This is a genomic window from Corallococcus terminator (assembly GCF_049194865.1).
GTDB lineage: Bacteria > Myxococcota > Myxococcia > Myxococcales > Myxococcaceae > Myxococcus > Myxococcus terminator_A.
In genome coordinates, this window is sequence record NZ_JBLZWL010000003.1 from 43,961 (window position 1) to 63,087 (window position 19,127).

Genomic DNA, 19,127 nt, shown 5'->3' on the forward strand with positions numbered 1-19,127 from the left:
TGCGTTGACCCTACTTAAAGTAAGTTACTAAAAGTAGGTTCGCCACGATTTCGACGACGAGGGGTCAGGTTGCGCGTCCGCGTCGAGGCGGCTAAGCCCCAAGGGTGCCGCCGCGACGTCCCATGAGTGAACCCGCCCCCAAGAAGCTTCCCAAGGCCCAGCGACGCGAGCAGTTGCTCGACGTGGCGATGGCGGTGGTGAGGGAGGAAGGCACGGACGCGCTGACGCTCGCCCACCTGGCCGAGCGCGCGGGCGTCAGCAAGCCCATCCCCTACGAGCACTTCCAGTCACGCGCCGGGCTGCTGATGGCGCTGTATGAGCGCATCGACGCCGCGCAGCTCGCTGAGTTCGAGGAGGCGCTCCAGCGCACGCGACGCAAGCTGGAGGACGTCGCCAAGGTGATGAGCGGCTCGTACATGCACTGCTACCTGACCATCGGTCCCGAGCAGCACGCCATCTCCGCCGCGCTCAAGGGCGACGGGCAGATGGAAACCTTCTATCAAACGATTCTGGACCGCTACGTGGACCTCTACCGGGACGCGCTCGCGCCCTACTGCGAGCTGCCGAAGGAGACCCTGCGCCTGCGCTGCGTGGGCATCATCGGCGCGGCGGAGGCCATCTCACGCGACATGCTCCGGGGCGCCATCTCGGAGAGCACCGCCGCAACGACGCTGAGCTCGCTCATCGTCTCCTGGCTGTCGGCGCGCAAGTAGGGCCCGGCCCGCCACGCGTGCAACGCCCGCGTCGATGTGATGCAGTCACGCGGTGCTCGACAGCGTCACCATCGACCAGCTCCGGACGCTCCGCGCGGTGGCCGAGGAAGGCAGCTTCTCCGCGGCGGCCCGGCGCCTGGGCCAGGGACAACCCGCCGTCAGTCAGGCCATGCAGCGGCTGGAGAAGCAGCTGGGCCTGCGCCTCTTCGACCGCAGCAGTCGCGTCCCCCGCCTGACGATGAAGGGTGAGGCCGTGGTCGCCGCCGCGCAGCGCCTGCATGACGACCTCTCGACGTTCCAGACCGTGGTCGGCCGCCTCAAGAGCGGCGAGGAGACCAAGCTCGCGCTCGTCGTCGACGCCATGTTCCCCACGCCCGCGCTGCTGTCCTTCGTGAAGGAGCTGGCGCAGGCGCACCCGGAGGTGGAGCTGACGCTGGAGGTGGAGCTGCTCTCCGCCGTGACGGAGCGCCTGCGCGAGCTCAAGGCCACGCTCGGAATCGCCGGCGCGGACCTGGACCTCACCGGCCTGGAGCAGCGCCCCATCGCCCTCCTGCGCATGCTCCCCGTCGCCGCGCCGTCACACCCTCTGGCGGCGGTGAAGGGCGTCATCACCGACGAGCACCTCGCCACCACCACGCAGCTCATCCTCAGTGAGCGCCTGCCCTCCGGGAAGACAGGCACGGCGGACCGCGGCGTCTTCTCGGCGAAGAGCTGGCGCGTGGCGGACCTGATGACGAAACATGCCCTCATCCTCGGTGGACTCGGCTGGGGCCATGAGCCCGAGCACCTGGTGAGCGAAGACCTGGCGGCGGGGAGGCTGGTGCGTCTGCGGCTCGCCGCCTACGAGGGCGGGCCTCCGCCCCAACGGCCCCTCGCCCTGGTGCGCCGCAAGGGCACGCCGCTGGGCCCGGTGGCGACGTGGGCCTCGAACCGGCTCACCTCACTCTGCCAGCTCGCGCTCGCGGACCATCACACGACGTGATGATAAGCATCATGCGCGGGAGCGATTTACACACCCGCTCTGGCCCTTACGTTCTGTGTCATGAGCACCACGACCCAGACACTCAATCCCCCCATCGTTCCCCACGCGCTTCCCCGTGCGCGGACGCTCGAGAGCGTCCACGGCGGCGGGCCCTTCCACTGGGTCGGTGACGGCTTCCGCGTCAAGACGCTCGTCCCCAGCGGAGGCGTGTCCCAGGAGCGCGTCAGCCCCTTCCTTCTCTTGGACCACCATCCGCCGCATCACTACCCGCCCCTCGCGAAGGGTCAGCGGGGCGTCGGCTGGCATCCGCATCGCGGCTTTGAAACGGTCACGCTCGCGTTCGAAGGGAACGTCGCGCATCGAGACAACGCGGGCCACTCGGGCGTCATCGGCCCGGGCGACGTGCAATGGATGACGGCGGCGTCCGGCATCCTCCACGAGGAGTACCATGAGCATGCCTTCTCCCGACGCGGTGGCGTCTTCGAGATGCTTCAAATCTGGGTGAACCTGCCTCGCGCTCACAAGCGGGCCGCGCCGGGCTACCAGCCCATCACCGCGACCCAGATTCCCACCGTCCCCGTCGAAGGCGGCACGGTGCGAGTCATCGCGGGTGCCTTCAACGACACCCGGGGCCCGGCGAAGACCTTCACGCCCATCTCCCTGCTCGACGTGCGGCTGCGCGCGGGGACGGACCTCCAGGTTCCGCTGCCGAAGCACCACAACACCATCGTCCTCATCGCCTCCGGCCGCGTGTCGTCCGGTGGTGAGACGGCCACCGAGGGGGAGCTCGCCCTCTTCGCCAACGACGGCGAGCTCCTGTCCCTGCGTGCCGAAGCGGACACGCACTTCATCATCCTCGCGGGTGAGCCCCTCCGCGAGCCCATCGTCCACCTGGGCCCGTTCGTCATGAACAGCCAGCGCGAAGTGCTGCAGGCCATTCACGACTTCGAGTCCGGCGGCTTCGGCGAAGTCCCCGAGGACGCCCCCGTCGCCACCTCGTGACGGAGCGGGACGAAAAACACGCTGACGCCCTCTGGACCACCGGGTCCAGCGGGTGTCAGCGGCTCCGGGAGCGGCGCGCGGGGCCCGACGTTGGGGCCTTCGCGCGCGACTCCGCGCGAGTCGGCGGCATGTCCTTCAGCACCTCGAACAGCAACTGCCGGAAGTAGCGCGAGCCGGGGTCCGCGTCCGTACGGGTGTGCCACATGAGCGACATCGTCATGGGCGCGGGAGCGGGCACGAACTGCAACCGCTTCAGCGGAAGCATGGCGCAGAGGACCTCCGCCGTGCGTCCCGGCATGCCCGCGATGTAGTCCGTGCGCGTCGCGGCCATGCCCGCGGCGATGAAGTGGGAGACGGCGAGCGCCGAGCTGTACTCCAGGCCGTTGTCCTTGCGGAACCGCTCGAACATGGAGCGCCCCACACCAGGACGGCCCTGGGTGATGACGATGTCGATGTGCTTGCAGGCGTTGAACGCCTCCCGCGTCAGCACCGTCCCGTGGATGAGCGGGTGGTCCTTTCGGACGACGAAGGCCACCTCTTCCAGGTAGAGGTCCTCCACGCAGAAGCCCTCCCGTGTGGCCACCAGCCGGGGCCCCAGCGCGACGTCCACCTCACCCGTCGCCATTCCATCCGACGCGACGAGGAAGTCGATGCTCACCACGCGCAGCTGCGCCCGCGGCATGCGGCGCGCGAAGGCCTCCACGACTCGGGGCACGTCGCAGACGTCCTGGTTGTCACCGCAGGCCAGCGTGAAGCGGCGCGTGCTCTCCTCCGGCTGGAAGCGCTGACCATCCACGGCCACCTGGAGCTGCGACACCGCGTTGACGAGCAGCGGCCTCAGCTCCTCGCAGCGAGGCGTGGGCACCAGCCCCTTCCCCTGCCGCACCAGCAGCGGGTCTCCCAACAACTCCCGAAGCCGCGCCAGCGCGTTGCTCACCGCCGACTGCGTGACATGGAGCTGCCGCGCCGCGCCCGTGGCGCTCCCCGTCTCCAGCACCGCGTGCAGCACGAGGAACAGGTTGAGGTCGATGGCCGAGAGATTCATGGCGGGGCTGGCATACCGCACCCGCCCTCACCGGAACACCGGCCCGCCGCGCTCAGGAGCGCTGCGCGCCCGAGAGCATGGCCGCCACCTGGGGGTCCAGGCGGAACGACTCGAAGAAGCCCTCCGCGTCCTGGGGCGGCTTGCCCTCCGGGTGCAAGAGGAGCTGCTGATAGAGCCGGGGGCCCACCAGGTAGAAGCGGCCTCGCAGCCGGCGCGGCCCGGAGACGCCCTCCACCTCCCAGCCCGGGAAGCCCTCCAGCGTCAGCGGCTTCGAGGAGACGCCCGTGGCACCCAGGGCCTCCAGCGCGCCCAGGCTGGCGCGGGAGACGACGTCGCTCGGCTTCGCCTGCGACACCGCCGCCGGGGGGAAGTCCGTGTACGAGACGTAGTACGCCGTGTCCGACTCCGGACGGACGGCGATGAACGTGTGGAGTGTCACCTCGCCCACATCTGTCACCTGGGAGCGGCGCTCCTCGCTCACCGGCCCGGGCAGCGCGACGGAGAAGCCACCTTCCGTGGACTGGACGACAGAGGAGGGGGCGGAGGCAGGCTTCGCGGCCTGGGCCTCGGGCGCCGGCTGGCGGGAGGCACACGCCCCCAGTCCCCCCACGGACAGCAGGATGGCGAGCGGCGCGACTCGGCGCGAAATCTTCATGTTCCAGGCGACTCCTGTCATGGAGCCCGGAAGGTACGTCCGACGCCTCCCTGGCGCACCCAGACTCTCCGACGGAAGCACGAGACGCAACGCTTTGCGTCTAGTGCAGGGCGTCCGGAGGCACCGGAGTCCCCTCGTCCCGAGACTCCACGGCGCCCCCCGAGTTGGCGATGGCCAGCCGGACGCGGAACGTCGAGCCCGCGCCGGGAGTGCTCTCCACCTCGATGTGCCCGCCATGGGCCTCGACGATGCGCCGCGCGACGGACAACCCCAACCCCACGCCCGGCGCGCGCTTGCTCCGGGCATCCCCCAGCCGCTGGAAGGGGGCGAACAGCATGCTCTTCTCGTCCTCGGTGATGCCCACGCCCTGGTCCTTCACGAACAGGAGCACGTCGTCCGCCTCGCGGCGCACCCCCACCTCCACGCGACTGCCGGACGGCGAGTACTTCAGCGCGTTGCTGACCAGGTTGGCCATCACCTGCTCCAGCCGGTCCGGGTCCCCGCGCACCAGCAGGGGCGTCTCCGGCACGTCGAGCTGCAACACGTGTCCACTGTCGCTGGAGCGGTACAGCTCCACCACGTTCCGCGCCAGCTCGCGCGAGTCGCGCACCTCCGGCCGCAGCTCCAGCTTGCCCGCTTCAATCCGGGTGGAGTCGAGCAAGTCACCCACCATCCGGTCCAACCGCTCCACCTGCCGTCCCACCAGCGCCAGCGTGCGCTGCATGCGCTCCGGCGTGAGCTGCGCGCGGCTGCGCTCGGTGAGCGCGGTGGACAGCTTCAGCGCGGACAGCGGGTTGCGCAGCTCATGCGCCACGCCCGCGAGGAAGGCCAGCTGCTGCTCCTGCTGGTGCGTGAGGCTGTTGGCCATCTCGTTGAAGGTGCGCGCCATGTCACGCAGCTCCGTGGGCCCCGCCACCGGAGCGCGGGTGCGCTTGCGACCCCCGCCGAAGCGGCGCATGGCCTGACTGATATCGCGCAGGGGCTGCCAGGCGACGCGGCGCAACAGGAACGTCCCCGTCACCAGGCTCACCAGCAGCAGGCCGCACAGCACCAGCCCCACGGCGTTGCCCATCCGGTTGAGGTCCGCCGAGGACTCCCGTGCCATCCGGGCCTCCTCGACGTTGAACTGGACCAGCCGCTCCAAGGAGTCCAGCGCGTCATCCAGCGCGGGGATGACCCGCTGGGTGCGCTGTCGCAGGGGCAGCCGGGCGGCCTCGCGCTGGGCGGTGACATACTCGGTGAAATGCTGGTTCACCTCCTGGATGAGCGCGAGCTCGGCGGGCCCGAAGGCACTGCGATTGAGCCCGTCCAGCAACCGGGGGAACGAGGCCTCGATGCTCTCGGTCGTCCTGCCCCGGATGAACCCCGACGGCGTCTCCACCGGCCCCGTCACGCCGCTGAGCCGGAAGTGGATGAGCAGGTCGATTTCCAGCTCCTCCGCCAGATGGAGTCCCTCCACGGAGTTGCCGAGCGTGTTCGCCGAGTGATTCTGCGCGTTCGTCAGGACGATGAGCGCGGTGGCGGCCACGAGCGTCAGCAGGGCGAGGCCACCCATGATGGCGGCGAGCCAGGCGCGCAGACTCATGTCGCCTCCGAGCGCGGCGGAAGGGCTCCACGAAGGACCTGGCGCTGGGCGGGGAATCTCACGGCGGCGACCTCGCTGAAGCCGGGGGCGGATGTGGATGGGAAGCCCCCTTCATGACTGGAGGAACAAGGACTGGACGATGGGGATTCGCCGAGTGGACAGCAACCGGGCGTGGTGGGGGGTTCCCCGCACGGCATCAGCACCGGCAGAGGGCAATCGTGCTAGGGAAGGTCGGACGTGGCGGGCGAGCGTGAGCTCCCCTGGCTGCGCGCGAGGCCACCATGGACATGCTCCCCCAGCCGGTACGTACCCTGAAGTTCGATGGTTTCTGGCGCTGGCTCCAGGAACACACCCAGTGCATCCTCCGGTGCGGCTCCGTCGACGCGATGCTGTACGACCACGACGACTTCCACTGGCTGCTCTTGGAGGAGGACCGTCAGCACATCATCCAGGTCCTCAAGGGCAAGGTGCTCGTGGGCGAGCTGGTGATTGCGGGCCGCGAGGTGACGGAGGTGAATGTGGCGCCGGACCCGGACTCGGGTACGCAGGGCCACTTCCTGGTGGAGCTGATGAGCGGGCCGAAGGAAGACCCGCAGGTCGTCTACCACTTCATCATGGCGCACGGCATCGACCCGGCGCCCGGCCACAAGGACCTCAAGCACTGAGCACGGTGCGCTCGATGAGCGCCACCGCGTCCCTGGCGCCCCCGGAGTACGTCTCCGGCGAGCGCGCGACGCGAGGGCCCACCAGCGCGGCGACTCGCTCCATCAGCTCCGCCTCGGTGCGCGCCAGCTCCTCTGGACGCAGCCGCACCGCCTGCCTGTCGTAGCGTCGGGCCCGCGCCAGGGCCACCAGCGGAGTGCCCGTCACGCGCGCCTCCTGCACGGTGTTGTACCCGCCCGCGCCCACCAGGATGTCCACCCCCGGCATCACCGCGAGCGCGGGCCACACGCGCACGGGCTGGAGCATGTTGCGCGCGCGCGCACCGGACCTGGCGGGGAACCAGGGCCCGGGAGGCGCCAGCCACCGCACTGGCGCCGACACCCCGAGCCGCTCCTGGAGCCGCGTGGCGATGGCGCCCGCCTCCGCCACCTCCTCCGCGTTGCCGCTGCCCATCACAGCCACCAGCGGCCGGGCATCCTCCGGGTCCACGCCGAGCTTCTGCCTCGCCTGTGCGCGGCCCATCCACTCGTCGCGCTCCAGGAGGAGCCAGGGCGCGGTGCGCACGGCGCGAGGGTGATGAGAGAAGGGCGCGTCCTCACCCGGGACGAGCAGCAGGTCGAAGTCCTCCACCGCCGCCGCGACGTTGAAGCGCTCCACGTACGTGGGATTCAAGTCCCGGTGCACCAGCACCTTGCCCATGCGCAGCCCGGGCAACAGCGGCGCCAGCTCCCCCGCGAGTCCGCGAGGGAAGGTGTCCACCACGAGGACCTCGGGACGCACGCCATCGAGCAGGCACTCCACCGCTTCGCGCACCGCGGGCTTGGCCAGGTCCGGGTTGAGCCGGTGAACGTGGGCTCCATCGCCCAGTACGTCCTCCAGCGGGACGTCCGGTGCGAACACGCTGTTCGTCACGACGGTGACGCGGTGTCCCCGTCGAGCCGCCACGCGCGCGAGTCCACAAGCACGGGTGAAGTGACCCATGCCTCCGCCCAACGCGTAGATGAGCCAGCGCGCGCCCATCAGCTTCCGCCCAGGTCCTCCTCGAAGGAGGCATCTTGCTCGTGCCGCAGGCTCTCGCCGTCGGCCTCGGTGAAGTCATGCGGATCCTTCGAGGAACCACGAGACCACGAGGAGCCCGAGCCGTAGTAGCCGTAGTCCTCGTAGTAGGAGCTCGCGTCGTCCGAGTCCTCGTGCGTCGAGCCGTCGTCCTCCGAGCCGTCGTCACCCGCGGCCGCGCAGCTCGTGCAGACGAGCGCTCCCTCCTGGTTCGACGAGAGGTGCGCGTCACAGACGCGCTTGCCGCAACGCGGGCACAGGGCACCCGCGGGCAGGCCGCACGCATGGGAGAACAGGAAGCCCGTGCTCACCTCGCAGCCGTCGGTGGAGAAAGGACTCATGGCGCGGACTCGGACGGCGGGGTCTGGAGTTGATGGAGCAGCGCCACGCGGAAGGGCAGGTCCAGCTTCTCGAAGGCGAGGCAGGCCACCGCGTCCGCGCGCACCAGCGACTTGGTGGCGAGCAGCGTCTTGCCGCCGGGCTCACGCAGGGACACCTTGCCCTCGCGCACCTTCACCCGGGCGACCTCGGTACCGGAGGCATCCTGGATGCGTGCGCCCTCGTCGTCCGACGACACGGTGTAGAGCAGCGCGCCCTTCGCGTCGGTGAGCCGCCAGCCGGCGCCCTGTCGCGCGAGGGTGTAGAGCACCTGCCGCTGCTCGCCATCTCGCACGGTGAGCGCGCCGCCCGCGGAGCCGACGATGTAGCCCAGCGCCGAGTCATCCGGGCCGGACACCTTGAGGGCGGTGCCCTTCCACTTGAAGCGGGCCAGCTCGCGGTCCTCGCCGTCCACCAGCTTGGCGCCGTCGTCCTTGGGCTTGAGGGAGAAGCGCTCGCGGTCGTCGGCGTCCTTGAACTTGAGCTTGCCCGGGAGGGGGACCTCGTCGCTCGCGGTGGCGGACTGCGTCTGGGAGGACGGGGCCTCGGAGCCTGAAGGACGCGAGCAGGCGGCGGTGACGAGGAGGCTCAGCAGGAGCGCGCGGAACATCATCGGGAGGCCCTCGCGGGGAGTTGCTTGCGCTGGGAGGTGGAGAAGTTGAGCACCTGGTAGAGGCTCAGCAGCATCATGAGACAGGTGCGCGTCGCATCCCGGCCGGGAGACTCGACGTGCTCAGCGGCCTCCCAGTCGGAGTCCATCCGGGCGCGCAGGCCGAGCCGGTCGTCGGACACGTCCAGCCTGGTGAGCGCGACCGTCGGAGGGAGCTTCACCGCCTCGTGGGCCGCGTTCCGCAGTCGGGAGAGGCCAGGGTGGCGCTCCGGCTTCACGCGAAGCTGGGCCTGGAGGTACGTGCCGCTCTTCTGCTTGCGCTTTGTCTTGTACTTGCCCCGGGGATTGCGGCGGGTGCGCGAGCGCTTCTGGAGCCACTCGGTCATCGACAGGCGAAGGTGCGTGCCGTCGCGCAGGCGGACCTGGAGCGACAGCCACGGGTCCTCGAACTCATTCGTCGTCCACGTGCCCGCCATGCCCTGACACGTCCACTTGGTCTTGTGGTCGATGGGATGGAAGTCCAGCTCCAGCGACACGGGCTCCTCGGGAGCGATGTCGCGGCCCAGCCGTCGCAGCAACAGGTCGGGCAGCTCGTAGCGACGGTCCTCCAGGTCGTTCCGGCCGTATCGGGAGGCCTTGAACAGGAGGACGACCATGACGATGAGCAGGCCGATGCCCCCGAGCAGCAAGCCGCTCATCAACGTGGGGGCGTGCTCGGAGTCGAGGAGGTTGTTGATGAGGTTCGACAGGACGAACAGGCCCACACCCGAGCCGCCCACGATGAAGGCCCGTCGCTGCCACCGGCGCTTGAGGACGTCCATCTCCACGTCGAAGCCCGCGAGGACGCCCAGGTCTCCCATCAGCTCGGAGACGGGCGCGGTGTTGCTGTAGCGCTTCTCCACACGGAAGCGGTCGATGTCGAAGGTCAAGGCGGAGAGCTCCCCCTCGGAGCCACGGAACGAGCGCGGAGTGTATGGGTCGGCGAGGGGCGGGGCAAACGTCCCCGTTTGCCGAGCCGGGCGGGCCGCGATACCACGCGGGCGTGGCCTCCGCGTCCGGCATCATCTACGCCTCTTTCGACCGCTTTCCCGCTCCCAAGGGAGCCGCCGTGCACATCCGGGCCTTCGTCGAGGCCCTGGGAGCGGCCTTCGGGGATGTGGACCTGCTGGCGCTCCGAGACGGCCCCACCGCGAGCGCGGCCCCGCATCCACTCGTGGAGGGAGTGACGTATCACCCGCTGGACGCGCGGGGGCGAGACCTGGTGGCACAGGCGTTGTCGTTCCGCACGCACCTGTCGGCGTGGTGGAGCAACCGACCTCGGGCCCAGGTGGTCCACGTGCGCTCCATCTTCGAGGGCTATCCGGTGGCTCGGAGGAAGGAAGCGCTGACGGACGCGCTGGTGTTCGAGGTGAACGGGCTGCCGTCCATCGAGCTGAAGTATCACCACCCGGACGTGGCTGAGGACGCGGAGTTGATGCTCAAGCTGGTGGCGCAGGAGGACGCGTGCATCGCGAGCGCGGACCTGCTGGTGACGCCCAGCGAGGTGACGGCGGAGTACCTGGTGAAGCGGGGCGCGGAGGCGTCACGCGTGCAGGTGATTCCGAACGGCGTGGAGCTGGAGGTGTTTCGTCACGCGCCGCCGCGCGCGCTGGAGCCGGGGCGGCCGGTGCGGCTGCTCTACAGCGGGACGATGACGTCGTGGCAGGGAGTGCATCACGCCATCGATGCGCTGCGGCTGCTGCGAGCGGAGATGCCCGCGGTGCTGACGCTGGTGGGGCCGCTGCGCAAACACCAGCGGAGGGCGATGCTGGAGCGGTGTGGAGATCTGCTTTTGGAGGGAGCGGTGGAGCTGCGCGAGGCGATGCCGCAGGATGCGCTGGCGGCGCTGCATCACGAATGCGACGCGGTGCTGGTGCCGTTGCCGGTGAATGACCGCAACTGCGTGCAGGGCTGCTGTCCGCTGAAGCTGTTGGAGGCGATGGCTTCGGGCACACCGGTCATCGCGTCGAACCTGCCGGTGGTGCGGACGCTCGCGGGGCCTGATGAGGTGTTGCTGGTGAGACCTGGTTCGCCGAAGGCCATCGCGGAGGCGGTGAAGGACCTGCGAGCGAATCCCGGATTGGGGCCCGCGCTCAGTGCGAGAGCCCGAGCCCGTGTGGAGCGCGACTTCACCTGGGCCAGAGCGCGTGAGGCGCTGGTCGTGGCGTACGAGGAGCAGCTCGGGTTGAAGCGGCGCTGAGCACCTGAGTTCAGCCCACCCTGGGCACCGCGCGAGCCAGCACGCGGCGCAGCACCTCCGCCTCGGCGTCGGATTGGAATCTCTCCAGGATGCGCCTGCGCGCGGCGGCGCCAATCGCCGCCCGGTGCTCCGACGACAGCGACAACACGTCGAGACACGCCTGTCCCAGATGGTTCAACAGAGCCTTCGACACGAGGAAGCCGTTGCGCTGATGGTCGACGGCCTCGGGGATGCCACCGGCGTCACTGGCGATGACGGGACAAGCACACGACATCGCCTCCAGCAGCGCGTTCGGCATCCCTTCCCAGAGTGACGGCTGGAGATACACGTCGCACAGGCGCAGGTGCGCGGCGATGGCCTCGGGTGTCTCGAGCGCACCAGAGACGATGATGCGAGCACCATCCTCGGGATGCTCGGCGCGGTAGGCAACGAGGTGCTCCGCGTCACGAGGACGCACCTCCCCGATGACGAGCAGACACGCGGGCCGAGCCCGTCGCACCTCCGACAGCGCGGAGAGCAGGAACGGCAGTCCCTTCTTGTGACGCAGCTCCCCCGAGAACCCGAGCACCACCTCGCCCGGGGCGATGCCGAGCCGTTCGCGCAGCACCGGGTCGGCGAGCCCGGGTGAGAACACCTCGGTGTCGACGGCGTTGGGGATGACCTCCACCCGAGCATCCTTCCCGAGCAACAACCCCATCTTCCGTCCCAGGTCGGCGGAAGCAGCGGTGAGCACATCCGCGCGCTGGAGCGTCCACAGGAGCCGAGCGAAATCCCCGGGAGGGAACATGTGCTGGTCCACGTCATTGCCCCGAGCACTCACCGTGGACGCAATCCCCACCGAGGCGGCGAACACGACGGCGAGGAACCCCGGTGGCGACAGGTAGTGTCCCCACACCAGGTCATAGCGCCGCTTCGAGTGCAGGTAGTCGAGCACATCCAGCGTGTGTTGCATCGACAGGTCGCTGCTTCCGAACAGCCCCAGCCGATGCAACGTGACTCCGCGAGCAAACGGCGTCACCTCGCCCGCGTCATCCAGGGTGCTCAGCGCGCCAGGAGCCGCGGTGCGCGTCCACGCGAGCACGTCCACCCGAGCCCCCAGTCGAGCCAGTGCGCCAGCGGTGCGGGCGCCACTGCGAGCAAGCCCTCCGATATCGGGCGGGAAGCGTTCAGCGAGGAGGAGGACACGAGGTGAGCCAGCCATGGGACCGAATCTACCCGGCTCGGGGCGACCCATCCGACGGGAATCTCACCGAGCCTGCTCTCATCATTGGACAAACACCTCCCCACGACGCGCAAAGCCAGACGATTTCGTTGGACACCCGCAACAAATCAACCACACCATTCAAAAGCCCTCACCCCCGTGTGGCAGCTCGATCGCGCTCAAACCTCCCCCTGGTTTGACTTGGACCCATTTCACCGTGCCGTGGGTGTCGACCCAGCCCCACGCCCCCACGGGAGGTCCGTCCCCCTTGCTCCTCGCCCGAGAGGCCGGGTCCTGGAGCGCAACAGGAGCACCTCTTGAGAAGGCAATGCCCGCAACGGCCTGAAAGTCCTTTCGCTCGATACGTGGTTCCCCTGCTTCTGGTCGTGATGTCATGCGGTGACCCCGCATCCATGTCTGACAATGGGTCGGAGCCGACCACGACCCGCCAAAAGCTGTCGTCACCGGTGAAGGTGGACCGGGCGGTGGCGGCGGGTGCCTACCACTCGCTGTTCGTGCAGAAGAATGGCGAGGTCTGGGGCTGGGGACAGAACCTGTCCGGCCAGCTCGGCACGGGGAGCACGAACAGCACGCCGGTGACCAGTCCGACGAAGGCCATCGGGCTGTCGTCCATCAAGGCCACGGCGGCGGGCCAGACACACTCGCTCGCGCTCGACACGAGCGGACAGGTCTGGGCGTGGGGCAAGAACGACTTCGGGCAGGTGGGCCTCGGCACGGCGGGGGGCACGGTGCTTCTGCCCACCCGAGTGGCGACGCTCTCCAGCATCAGCGCCATCGCGGCGAACGGGAACCTCTCGCTGGCGCTAGGGCAAGACGGCCGCCTCTGGGCCTGGGGACAGAATGTGTCCGGACAGGTGGGCACGGGGACGGCGACCAGCGCGGAGCCCACGCCGCGTCAGGTGAACAGCCTGCCGACCATTCGAGCCATCGCGGCGGGCCACAACCACGTGCTCGCGTTGGACGCGGACGGCAACGTGTGGGCTTGGGGAAAGAACGACTTCGGACAGGTGGGCACCGGGAGCGCAACGGCCTCCGTCCTGGTGCCGACGCTGCTGGCCAACTTGCCTCGGGCGAAGGCCATCGCGGCGGGCTCGGGCCATTCACTCGCGATTGACGAGCAGTTCGGCAACGTATGGGCGTGGGGACAGAACTCGTCAGGACAGGTGGGCAGCGGAACGCCGGGGGCCACGCCGGTGCTGACGCCGACCGCGGTCAACGGGCTGTTCGCGGCGACGCACGTGAGCGCGGGCCACTCGTTCTCGATGGTCATCATGGGCAACGGGTTCGTGAAGACGTGGGGACTCAACGCCTCGGGCCAGTTGGGCCATGGCGTGGCGGGAGGGAATAGTGTGGTCCCCGTGGACGTGGTGGGAATGACGGACGCGACGGCCATCGCGGCGGGCTACCACCATGCGTTGGCGGTGCGTCCGGACTGCCCGGTGTGGGCGTGGGGCAACAACGGTCAGGGGCAGCTTGGCACGGGTGCGACGACCACGTCGGCCACGACATCGCCGGTGGCGAGCCTGATTCTCAACACGTTCTATTTCGACGGGGACATGGACGGATTTGGGGACGAGTACATCGCCCTGGAGTCGTGTACCGCGCCGGATGGCTATGTGGAGGACGTCGACTGTGACGACTTCACGTCGACCACGTTCCCGGGTGCGCCGGAGCAGTGCAACGGGATGGACGACAGCTGTGACGGCGTGGCCGACGAGGGGAACCCGGGCGGTGGCACGGAGTGCGGCACGGGGCTGTTGGGAGTCTGCGCGATGGGCACCACGGCGTGCACCAGCGGCAGCGTGGTGTGCGCGCAGAACCAGTCCGCTTCGGCCGAGCAGTGCGACAACCTGGACAACGACTGTGACGGTGAGGTGGATGATGGGAACCCGGGCGGACTCGTGGCGTGCGAGACGGGAGGCACGGGCGTGTGCGGCGAGGGCGTGAAGTACTGCACCCATGGCGTCCTCGACTGCGTGCAGAAGCAGGGTCCGACGGCGGAGGTCTGTGACACTCGGGACAACGACTGCAACGGGCAGTCGGACGACGGCCTGACGTTTACCGCGTGGTACCTGGACATGGACCACGACAACTACGGCGTGACGTCGCAGTCGGTGCAGGCCTGTGCACGTCCGGTGGACCACGCGCCCAACGCGGGGGACTGCGACGACACGCGGGCCACGTTCAACCCGATTGCGCCAGAGCTGTGCGACGGCATGGACAATAACTGCGACGGGCAGGCGGACGAAGGGTTGACGCAGCACACGTGGTACCGCGACACGGACGGTGACGGCTTCGGCATCGCGACCGACACGGTGCGGAATTGCCGGCAGCCCGCGGGCTACGTGTCCGTGTCGGGGGATTGCAACGACGGCAGCGCGTCCATCAAGCCCGGAGCAGCGGAGGTCTGTGACGGAGCGGACAACGACTGCGATACCCTGACGGACGAGGGCATGACGTCGACGTGGTATCGGGACGCCGATGGCGACGGCTACGGAGTGGCGAGCACGCCGACTCAGGCTTGCTCCGCACCAGCGGGCTACGTGGCGAACGCGACGGACTGCAATGACGGCAGCGCGGCCATCCGCCCGGGAGCCACCGAGGTCTGCGACGGCCTGGACAACAACTGCAGCGGTGCGGCCGATGAGGGGCTCGCCACGCAGACCTGGTACCGGGATGCGGACGGCGACGGCTACGGCAGCGCAAGCAACTCGACGGTCTCCTGCCGTCAGCAGACCGGCTACGTGGCGAACGCCTCTGACTGCCATGACGGCAACGCGAGCATTCGTCCTGGCGCCTCGGAGACCTGCGACAGCGTGGACAACAACTGCAACGGTTCTGTGGACGAGGGCGTGACGTCGACCTGGTACCGGGATGCGGACGGCGATGGCTATGGCAACGCTTCTTCGACCACGCAGGCCTGCTCGCAGCCCTCCGGGTATGTGACGAACACCAGCGACTGCAATGACGGTAGCTACAGCATCCGACCGGGTGCATCGGAGACTTGCGACAGCGTGGACAACAACTGCAACGGCACGGTGGACGAAGGCGTGACGTATACGTGGTTCAGGGACGCGGATGGCGACGGCTACGGGAGCGGAAACCTGTCCCTGTCCACACAGGCCTGCGCGCAGCCTTCCGGCTATGTAGCGAACACCAGCGACTGCCATGACGACAACGCCAGCATCCGCCCCAATGCCAGCGAGGTCTGCGACGGTACGGACAACAACTGCAACGGCTCCGTGGATGAAGGCGTGATGCCGACCTGGTACAGGGACGCGGATGGCGATGGCTACGGGAACGCGAACTTGTCAACGCAGGCTTGCGGGCAGCCATCCGGCTACGTGTCAGACGCCAGCGACTGCCACGACGGCAGCACGTACATCAGTCCAGCGGGCTATGAGGTCTGCAACGACGGAGTCGACAATGATTGCTCCCCCGTGACCGAGGACTATTGCTACATCCCTCCGGAGCCGTATCCGCCGAACCCGAACTGCCCAGTCATCTCACAACATGCCTGCGAGTGGCTGTAGTGGCGCCAACACGGCATCGGCCCCCCTTCTGCGCCCACCTCCAAGTTCCCCAGGAGCGCACTCCAAAGTGAGGGAGCCTCAAAGGTAGGGGCTACATGCCCCGACGTCAGGAGGGGCTCTTTCGAGCCCTTCCTGGCGCCTTCCGTGAATAAACCCCGCCGCCCCCCGTCCAGGGGCACGGTGGAGCCATCCCCTTAGTACGGCCGGACCCCCAGGCTCCCCCGGAGGCACGTCACACATGCACGCGCGTCGTTGGTGGGCAATCGCGCTCGCGGGAACACTTGCGGGCTGCATCGTGGAGCCCCAGGGTCCCGACTGGGACGACTGGGACGAGGACCCTACCCAGCCCTGGCCGGACAACCCCACCCAGCCCGGCGGCCCCGACTTCCAGGTGGAGTTCGTCTCCGGCCCCTCCGCCCTCGGCGTGGCGGAGCAATATGTCCAGGCCCGCCTCTGCAACGAGGGCGACAGCGCCGGCCCCACAGAGGCCGCCTTCTTCCTCACCGCCACCGCCTCCCCTGGCACGAACGAAATCCATCTGGCCACCAGCACCCGCTTCTCCCTCCGCTCCGGCGAATGTCGGGAAGTCTCCGCGTGGGTGAGCGCGCGGTCCGCGCCCGAGGGCAGCTACTTCCTGAGCGCGAGGGTGGACCCGGACGGCGTCGCCACCGAGTCCCGCGAGGACAACAACGTCCGTCTCGGCAACGCCATCCGCGTGGACCGCACGCCCCCCGAGACGCCCGCGCCCGCCTGGACGGAGGCCGGAATCGGGAGGCCCCGCAGCCTCACCCTCCACACCGAGGCAGGCGCCACGGTGCGCGTGTACCAGGGCCACGGCTGCTCCGGACGAGAAGTCGCGAGCACCGTGGCGGGCTCCAACAACTACTGCGAGGTCCCCATCGACGTCCCGACGACGCCCGGAGCCACCTACTCCGCGCGAGCGTATGACGACGTCGGCAACGGCTCTCCCTGCAGCCCCTCCGCGGACTACCCCTATGGCGACGGCACGCCGCGGCTCGCCCCGGTGATGCTCAACACCAACCCGAGTTCACCCGGTGGAAGCCTCCAGCCCACCTTCAACGGCCGCGCGGAGCCGCGTGTCACCGTGGAGCTCTTCAAGAACGCCACCTGCCAGGGCACCGCGGAGCAGACGCTGACCACGGACGCCGCCGGCAACTTCTCCGCCCGGGTGAACGTGGCCAAGAACGAGAAGGTGACGGTGTCCGCGCGAGCCAAGGACTCGGGCGGCTACTCCACGCCCTCTCCCTGCTCCAACCCGCTCGAGTACGAGAACGACGGCACCCCGCCGGCCCCGCCCCGCGTCACGGACGTGAAGTGGCAGTACCTCAACAGCGGACGTCAGCTCGTCGTCACGGGCACCGCCGAGCCCCACTCCACCGTGGCCATCTTCATCGACGCCGCGTGCACGGGAACCCCGGCGCGCACGGTGCAAGCGGACGCGGAGGGACGCTTCACCGCGACCGCGCCCTTCAGCGCCGGGGGCAGCCACCGCGTGTTCCTCGCGGCGAAGGACGCCTCGGGCAACGTGTCCACCTGCGCGGAAGGCCCGGCCTACGAGCTGCGCTGCCCGCCGGGCACCGCGGACTGTGACGGCCGCTCCTCCAACGGCTGCGAGGTGGACCTGACGGCGAACCCCAACCACTGCGGCACCTGCGGCAACACCTGCCAGGACGGCCCCTATGCGGACGGCGTCTGCGTGGCGGCCACGTGCGGCACCACCTGCGCGCCGGGCTACTACGACTGCGACGGCAAGGCGTCCAACGGCTGCGAGTCGCGCACGGTGTGCCAGCCCACCAACCAGTGCACCATCGACAAGCCGAGCGAGCTGATGATTACGGCCCTGTCCGTCGTCGAGGACCCGGTGCGCACGGCGCCCGGTGGGGCGTGGCACTTCGGCACGGTGATGCGCGAGCTGGCCGGTGGACAGGACCCGTCGCCGCTGGTGCGTGCGTGGCTGAAGACGTGGCTGGCGAAGCAGAACGTGAACGGGCTGGAGATTCCACCGCGTCCGGAGATGCAGACGCGCGTGCTGGGGCCGTGGGAGGCGCGCAGTGGTGGGCCGTCGGCGCCGCTGGACTTCAACTCGGCGCCGTTCCGGCTGCTGGCCATCGTCAACCGCATCGACCTGCGCGAGCAGGGTGTCCAGGCCGGAGAGGGGCGCTTCATCTACGGCGTGGTGGACCCGAGCGGTGTGCCGCTCGAGTTCACCGTCATCCTGGAGTACGCCCTGCCCGGGAACACGCCGGCGTCCATCCAGCGGTGGGCCACCGACTGGCATGAGCTGGGCGCGGTGAAGGTTGGAAACGCGGGCTACAACGCGAAGCTCCAGGCGCTCACGGACCGCTTCTCGAAGGCGGGGGTGATGACGGGTCGGCACGAGGGCAGCGCGCTGAACCAGATTCGCACCAATGAAATCGAGCTCGCGGAGCCGTGGGAGATGCGCGAGTTCAACCTCTCGCCGCTGGGCCTGATGCCGACGACGATGAAGCTGACGCCCGCGATGCACTTCGAGAACACGCAGCTGCTGGCCACCTACCTGACGCAGAACAGCGCGGACGTGCTCGCCGAGCGGCACGTGGTGCCCGACACCTTTGGGGGCTTCCCGTTCCTGGCGGCCCACTCGCTGGTGCCGCTGGACATGTTCTGGCGCGCGCCGAGCGTGTCGAACGAGGTGCGCCACAAGTTCTCGCTCAACACGTGCAGCGGCTGCCACGCGGGTGAAACTCAGACGGAGTTCGTCCATGTGGCACCCCGCTCACGAGGCGCGACGGCGGCGCTGTCGCCCTACCTGCGAGGCACCACGGTGACGGACCCGATGACGAAGTCGGTGCGCCCGTTCGACGACCTCACCCGGCGCGCCGATGACTTGAAGGCGCTGGTGTGCGCGCCGACGGCGGGCCTCAAGTCCGTGGGCCTGGTGCCGTCCAACCTGCCGCCCGCCCGCGTGCACTGAGCGACGCAAGACGACAGCGGGCCCGGGGAGGAATCCCTCTCCGGGCCTCGTCAGGGTAGGCTTTGGACATGGCCCTCTCTCCTGATGCATATGCCCGTCGCGATGCCAGCCACGCCCTGCATGCGAAGCTGCACGTCCAGCTCGAGGTAGACCGCGTCAAGCTACCGCCCTTCACCCCGGGCGAGGCCGTGGTGGAAGGACGCATCGCCCGGATATTCCGAGGCAACCCGGCACAGCTCTCCACCCCCGTCTCCTTCGAGGTCCCCTGCTACCGCGAGGGAGACATGCTTCCCCCAAGCGGCATCCGCTGGAAGCTCGTCGAGTACCTGGAGCACGCCCGGTACATTGAAATCTACCTCGACACGAACGCGGTAGGATTCATGGATGCTGGGCCGGGCATCACCGTGGTCGAAGCCCTGTCAGACACGCCGCAGTTCGTCTTCAGCGACATTGACGACGAGGACGCGTAG

The 19,127-nt window shown here is 69.0% G+C and carries 16 protein-coding genes; 8 read left to right on the top strand and 8 right to left on the bottom strand.

Going from position 1 to position 19,127, the window contains the following annotated elements; translation table 11 throughout:
- Positions 1-122: 122 nt before the first annotated feature.
- The 3 genes from ACN469_RS04260 to ACN469_RS04270 are packed head-to-tail and all read left to right on the top strand — an operon-like array spanning position 123 to position 2,697.
- Positions 123-713 carry a TetR/AcrR family transcriptional regulator gene (locus tag ACN469_RS04260; protein ID WP_498764384.1) on the top strand — a complete coding sequence of 197 codons (591 nt, stop codon included), beginning with the start codon at positions 123-125 and terminating at the stop codon, positions 711-713.
- Positions 714-765: 52 nt separating this feature from the next.
- Entirely contained in the window at positions 766-1,695 is a 930-nt protein-coding gene (locus ACN469_RS04265) for a LysR family transcriptional regulator (RefSeq protein WP_498764386.1), read from the top strand.
- Between the two features lie 60 nt (positions 1,696-1,755).
- On the top strand, positions 1,756-2,697 hold the full coding sequence (locus ACN469_RS04270) for a pirin family protein (protein ID WP_498764388.1): 942 nt from the start codon (positions 1,756-1,758) through the stop codon (positions 2,695-2,697).
- A 55-nt stretch (positions 2,698-2,752) separates the two neighbouring features.
- On the opposite strand, the gene ACN469_RS04275 is transcribed toward ACN469_RS04270, so the two are convergent.
- The 3 genes from ACN469_RS04275 to ACN469_RS04285 form a co-directional block, all read right to left on the bottom strand.
- Positions 2,753-3,742 carry a LysR family transcriptional regulator gene (locus tag ACN469_RS04275; RefSeq protein ID WP_498764390.1) on the bottom strand — a complete coding sequence of 330 codons (990 nt, stop codon included), beginning with the start codon at positions 3,740-3,742 and terminating at the stop codon, positions 2,753-2,755.
- Between the two features lie 52 nt (positions 3,743-3,794).
- Complete coding sequence (locus ACN469_RS04280; protein ID WP_498764392.1) at positions 3,795-4,397, bottom strand: hypothetical protein; 603 nt, start codon at positions 4,395-4,397, stop codon at positions 3,795-3,797.
- A 100-nt stretch (positions 4,398-4,497) separates the two neighbouring features.
- Positions 4,498-5,982, bottom strand: coding sequence for a sensor histidine kinase (locus ACN469_RS04285; RefSeq protein WP_498764394.1), 1,485 nt, complete (start codon positions 5,980-5,982; stop codon positions 4,498-4,500).
- A 281-nt stretch (positions 5,983-6,263) separates the two neighbouring features.
- Between ACN469_RS04285 and ACN469_RS04290 the strand changes: the two genes are divergently transcribed.
- Positions 6,264-6,647: a serine/threonine protein kinase gene (locus ACN469_RS04290; RefSeq protein WP_253998940.1), complete on the top strand. Its 384-nt coding sequence runs from the start codon at positions 6,264-6,266 to the stop codon at positions 6,645-6,647.
- On the opposite strand, the gene ACN469_RS04295 is transcribed toward ACN469_RS04290, so the two are convergent.
- Genes ACN469_RS04295 through ACN469_RS04310 form a run of 4 tightly spaced genes read right to left on the bottom strand, consistent with a single transcriptional unit; the run spans position 6,637 to position 9,618 of the window.
- Positions 6,637-7,665, bottom strand: coding sequence for a hypothetical protein (locus ACN469_RS04295; RefSeq protein ID WP_498764396.1), 1,029 nt, complete (start codon positions 7,663-7,665; stop codon positions 6,637-6,639). The two genes, ACN469_RS04290 and ACN469_RS04295, sit on opposite strands and share 11 nt — an antisense overlap.
- Entirely contained in the window at positions 7,665-8,042 is a 378-nt protein-coding gene (locus ACN469_RS04300) for a hypothetical protein (RefSeq protein WP_498764398.1), read from the bottom strand. Before ACN469_RS04300 ends, ACN469_RS04295 begins: the two co-directional genes overlap by 1 nt.
- Positions 8,039-8,692 (bottom strand): hypothetical protein, encoded by a 654-nt coding sequence (locus ACN469_RS04305; RefSeq protein ID WP_498764400.1) that lies wholly within the window; start codon positions 8,690-8,692, stop codon positions 8,039-8,041. The genes ACN469_RS04300 and ACN469_RS04305 overlap by 4 nt, the downstream gene beginning before the upstream one ends.
- A complete protein-coding gene (locus tag ACN469_RS04310) occupies positions 8,689-9,618 on the bottom strand; it encodes a hypothetical protein (protein WP_498764401.1) in 930 nt (309 codons plus the stop codon). Before ACN469_RS04310 ends, ACN469_RS04305 begins: the two co-directional genes overlap by 4 nt.
- Before the next feature lie 113 nt (positions 9,619-9,731).
- Between ACN469_RS04310 and ACN469_RS04315 the strand changes: the two genes are divergently transcribed.
- Positions 9,732-10,928, top strand: a complete 1,197-nt coding sequence (locus ACN469_RS04315) for a glycosyltransferase family 4 protein (protein WP_498764403.1) — start codon at positions 9,732-9,734, stop codon at positions 10,926-10,928.
- A gap of 10 nt (positions 10,929-10,938) precedes the next feature.
- Here ACN469_RS04315 and ACN469_RS04320 read toward each other — a convergent pair whose 3' ends face one another.
- Positions 10,939-12,129 (bottom strand): glycosyltransferase, encoded by a 1,191-nt coding sequence (locus ACN469_RS04320; RefSeq protein ID WP_498764405.1) that lies wholly within the window; start codon positions 12,127-12,129, stop codon positions 10,939-10,941.
- A gap of 413 nt (positions 12,130-12,542) precedes the next feature.
- On the opposite strand from ACN469_RS04320, the gene ACN469_RS04325 reads away from it, so the two are divergent.
- The 3 genes from ACN469_RS04325 (at position 12,543) to ACN469_RS04335 (ending at position 19,127) form a co-directional block, all read left to right on the top strand.
- The gene (locus ACN469_RS04325; RefSeq protein WP_498764406.1) at positions 12,543-15,683 is read left to right on the top strand and encodes an RCC1 domain-containing protein; all 3,141 of its coding nucleotides are present in this window, start codon (positions 12,543-12,545) and stop codon (positions 15,681-15,683) included.
- A 238-nt stretch (positions 15,684-15,921) separates the two neighbouring features.
- Positions 15,922-18,657, top strand: coding sequence for a CARDB domain-containing protein (locus ACN469_RS04330; RefSeq protein ID WP_498764408.1), 2,736 nt, complete (start codon positions 15,922-15,924; stop codon positions 18,655-18,657).
- 68 nt (positions 18,658-18,725) lie between these two features.
- The gene (locus ACN469_RS04335) at positions 18,726-19,127 is read left to right on the top strand and encodes a hypothetical protein (RefSeq protein ID WP_498764410.1); all 402 of its coding nucleotides are present in this window, start codon (positions 18,726-18,728) and stop codon (positions 19,125-19,127) included.

Coding starts and splice junctions, on each gene's coding strand:
- ACN469_RS04260 (WP_498764384.1), top strand. CDS start 123: ATGAGTGAACCCGCCCCCAAGAAGCTTCCCAAGGCCCAGCGACGCGAG.
- ACN469_RS04270 (WP_498764388.1), top strand. CDS start 1,756: ATGAGCACCACGACCCAGACACTCAATCCCCCCATCGTTCCCCACGCG.
- ACN469_RS04275 (WP_498764390.1), bottom strand. CDS start 3,742: ATGAATCTCTCGGCCATCGACCTCAACCTGTTCCTCGTGCTGCACGCG.
- ACN469_RS04280 (WP_498764392.1), bottom strand. CDS start 4,397: ATGAAGATTTCGCGCCGAGTCGCGCCGCTCGCCATCCTGCTGTCCGTG.
- ACN469_RS04285 (WP_498764394.1), bottom strand. CDS start 5,982: ATGAGTCTGCGCGCCTGGCTCGCCGCCATCATGGGTGGCCTCGCCCTG.
- ACN469_RS04290 (WP_253998940.1), top strand. CDS start 6,264: ATGGACATGCTCCCCCAGCCGGTACGTACCCTGAAGTTCGATGGTTTC.
- ACN469_RS04295 (WP_498764396.1), bottom strand. CDS start 7,665: ATGGGCGCGCGCTGGCTCATCTACGCGTTGGGCGGAGGCATGGGTCAC.
- ACN469_RS04300 (WP_498764398.1), bottom strand. CDS start 8,042: ATGAGTCCTTTCTCCACCGACGGCTGCGAGGTGAGCACGGGCTTCCTG.
- ACN469_RS04305 (WP_498764400.1), bottom strand. CDS start 8,692: ATGATGTTCCGCGCGCTCCTGCTGAGCCTCCTCGTCACCGCCGCCTGC.
- ACN469_RS04320 (WP_498764405.1), bottom strand. CDS start 12,129: ATGGCTGGCTCACCTCGTGTCCTCCTCCTCGCTGAACGCTTCCCGCCC.
- ACN469_RS04325 (WP_498764406.1), top strand. CDS start 12,543: ATGTCTGACAATGGGTCGGAGCCGACCACGACCCGCCAAAAGCTGTCG.
- ACN469_RS04330 (WP_498764408.1), top strand. CDS start 15,922: ATGCACGCGCGTCGTTGGTGGGCAATCGCGCTCGCGGGAACACTTGCG.
- ACN469_RS04335 (WP_498764410.1), top strand. CDS start 18,726: ATGGCCCTCTCTCCTGATGCATATGCCCGTCGCGATGCCAGCCACGCC.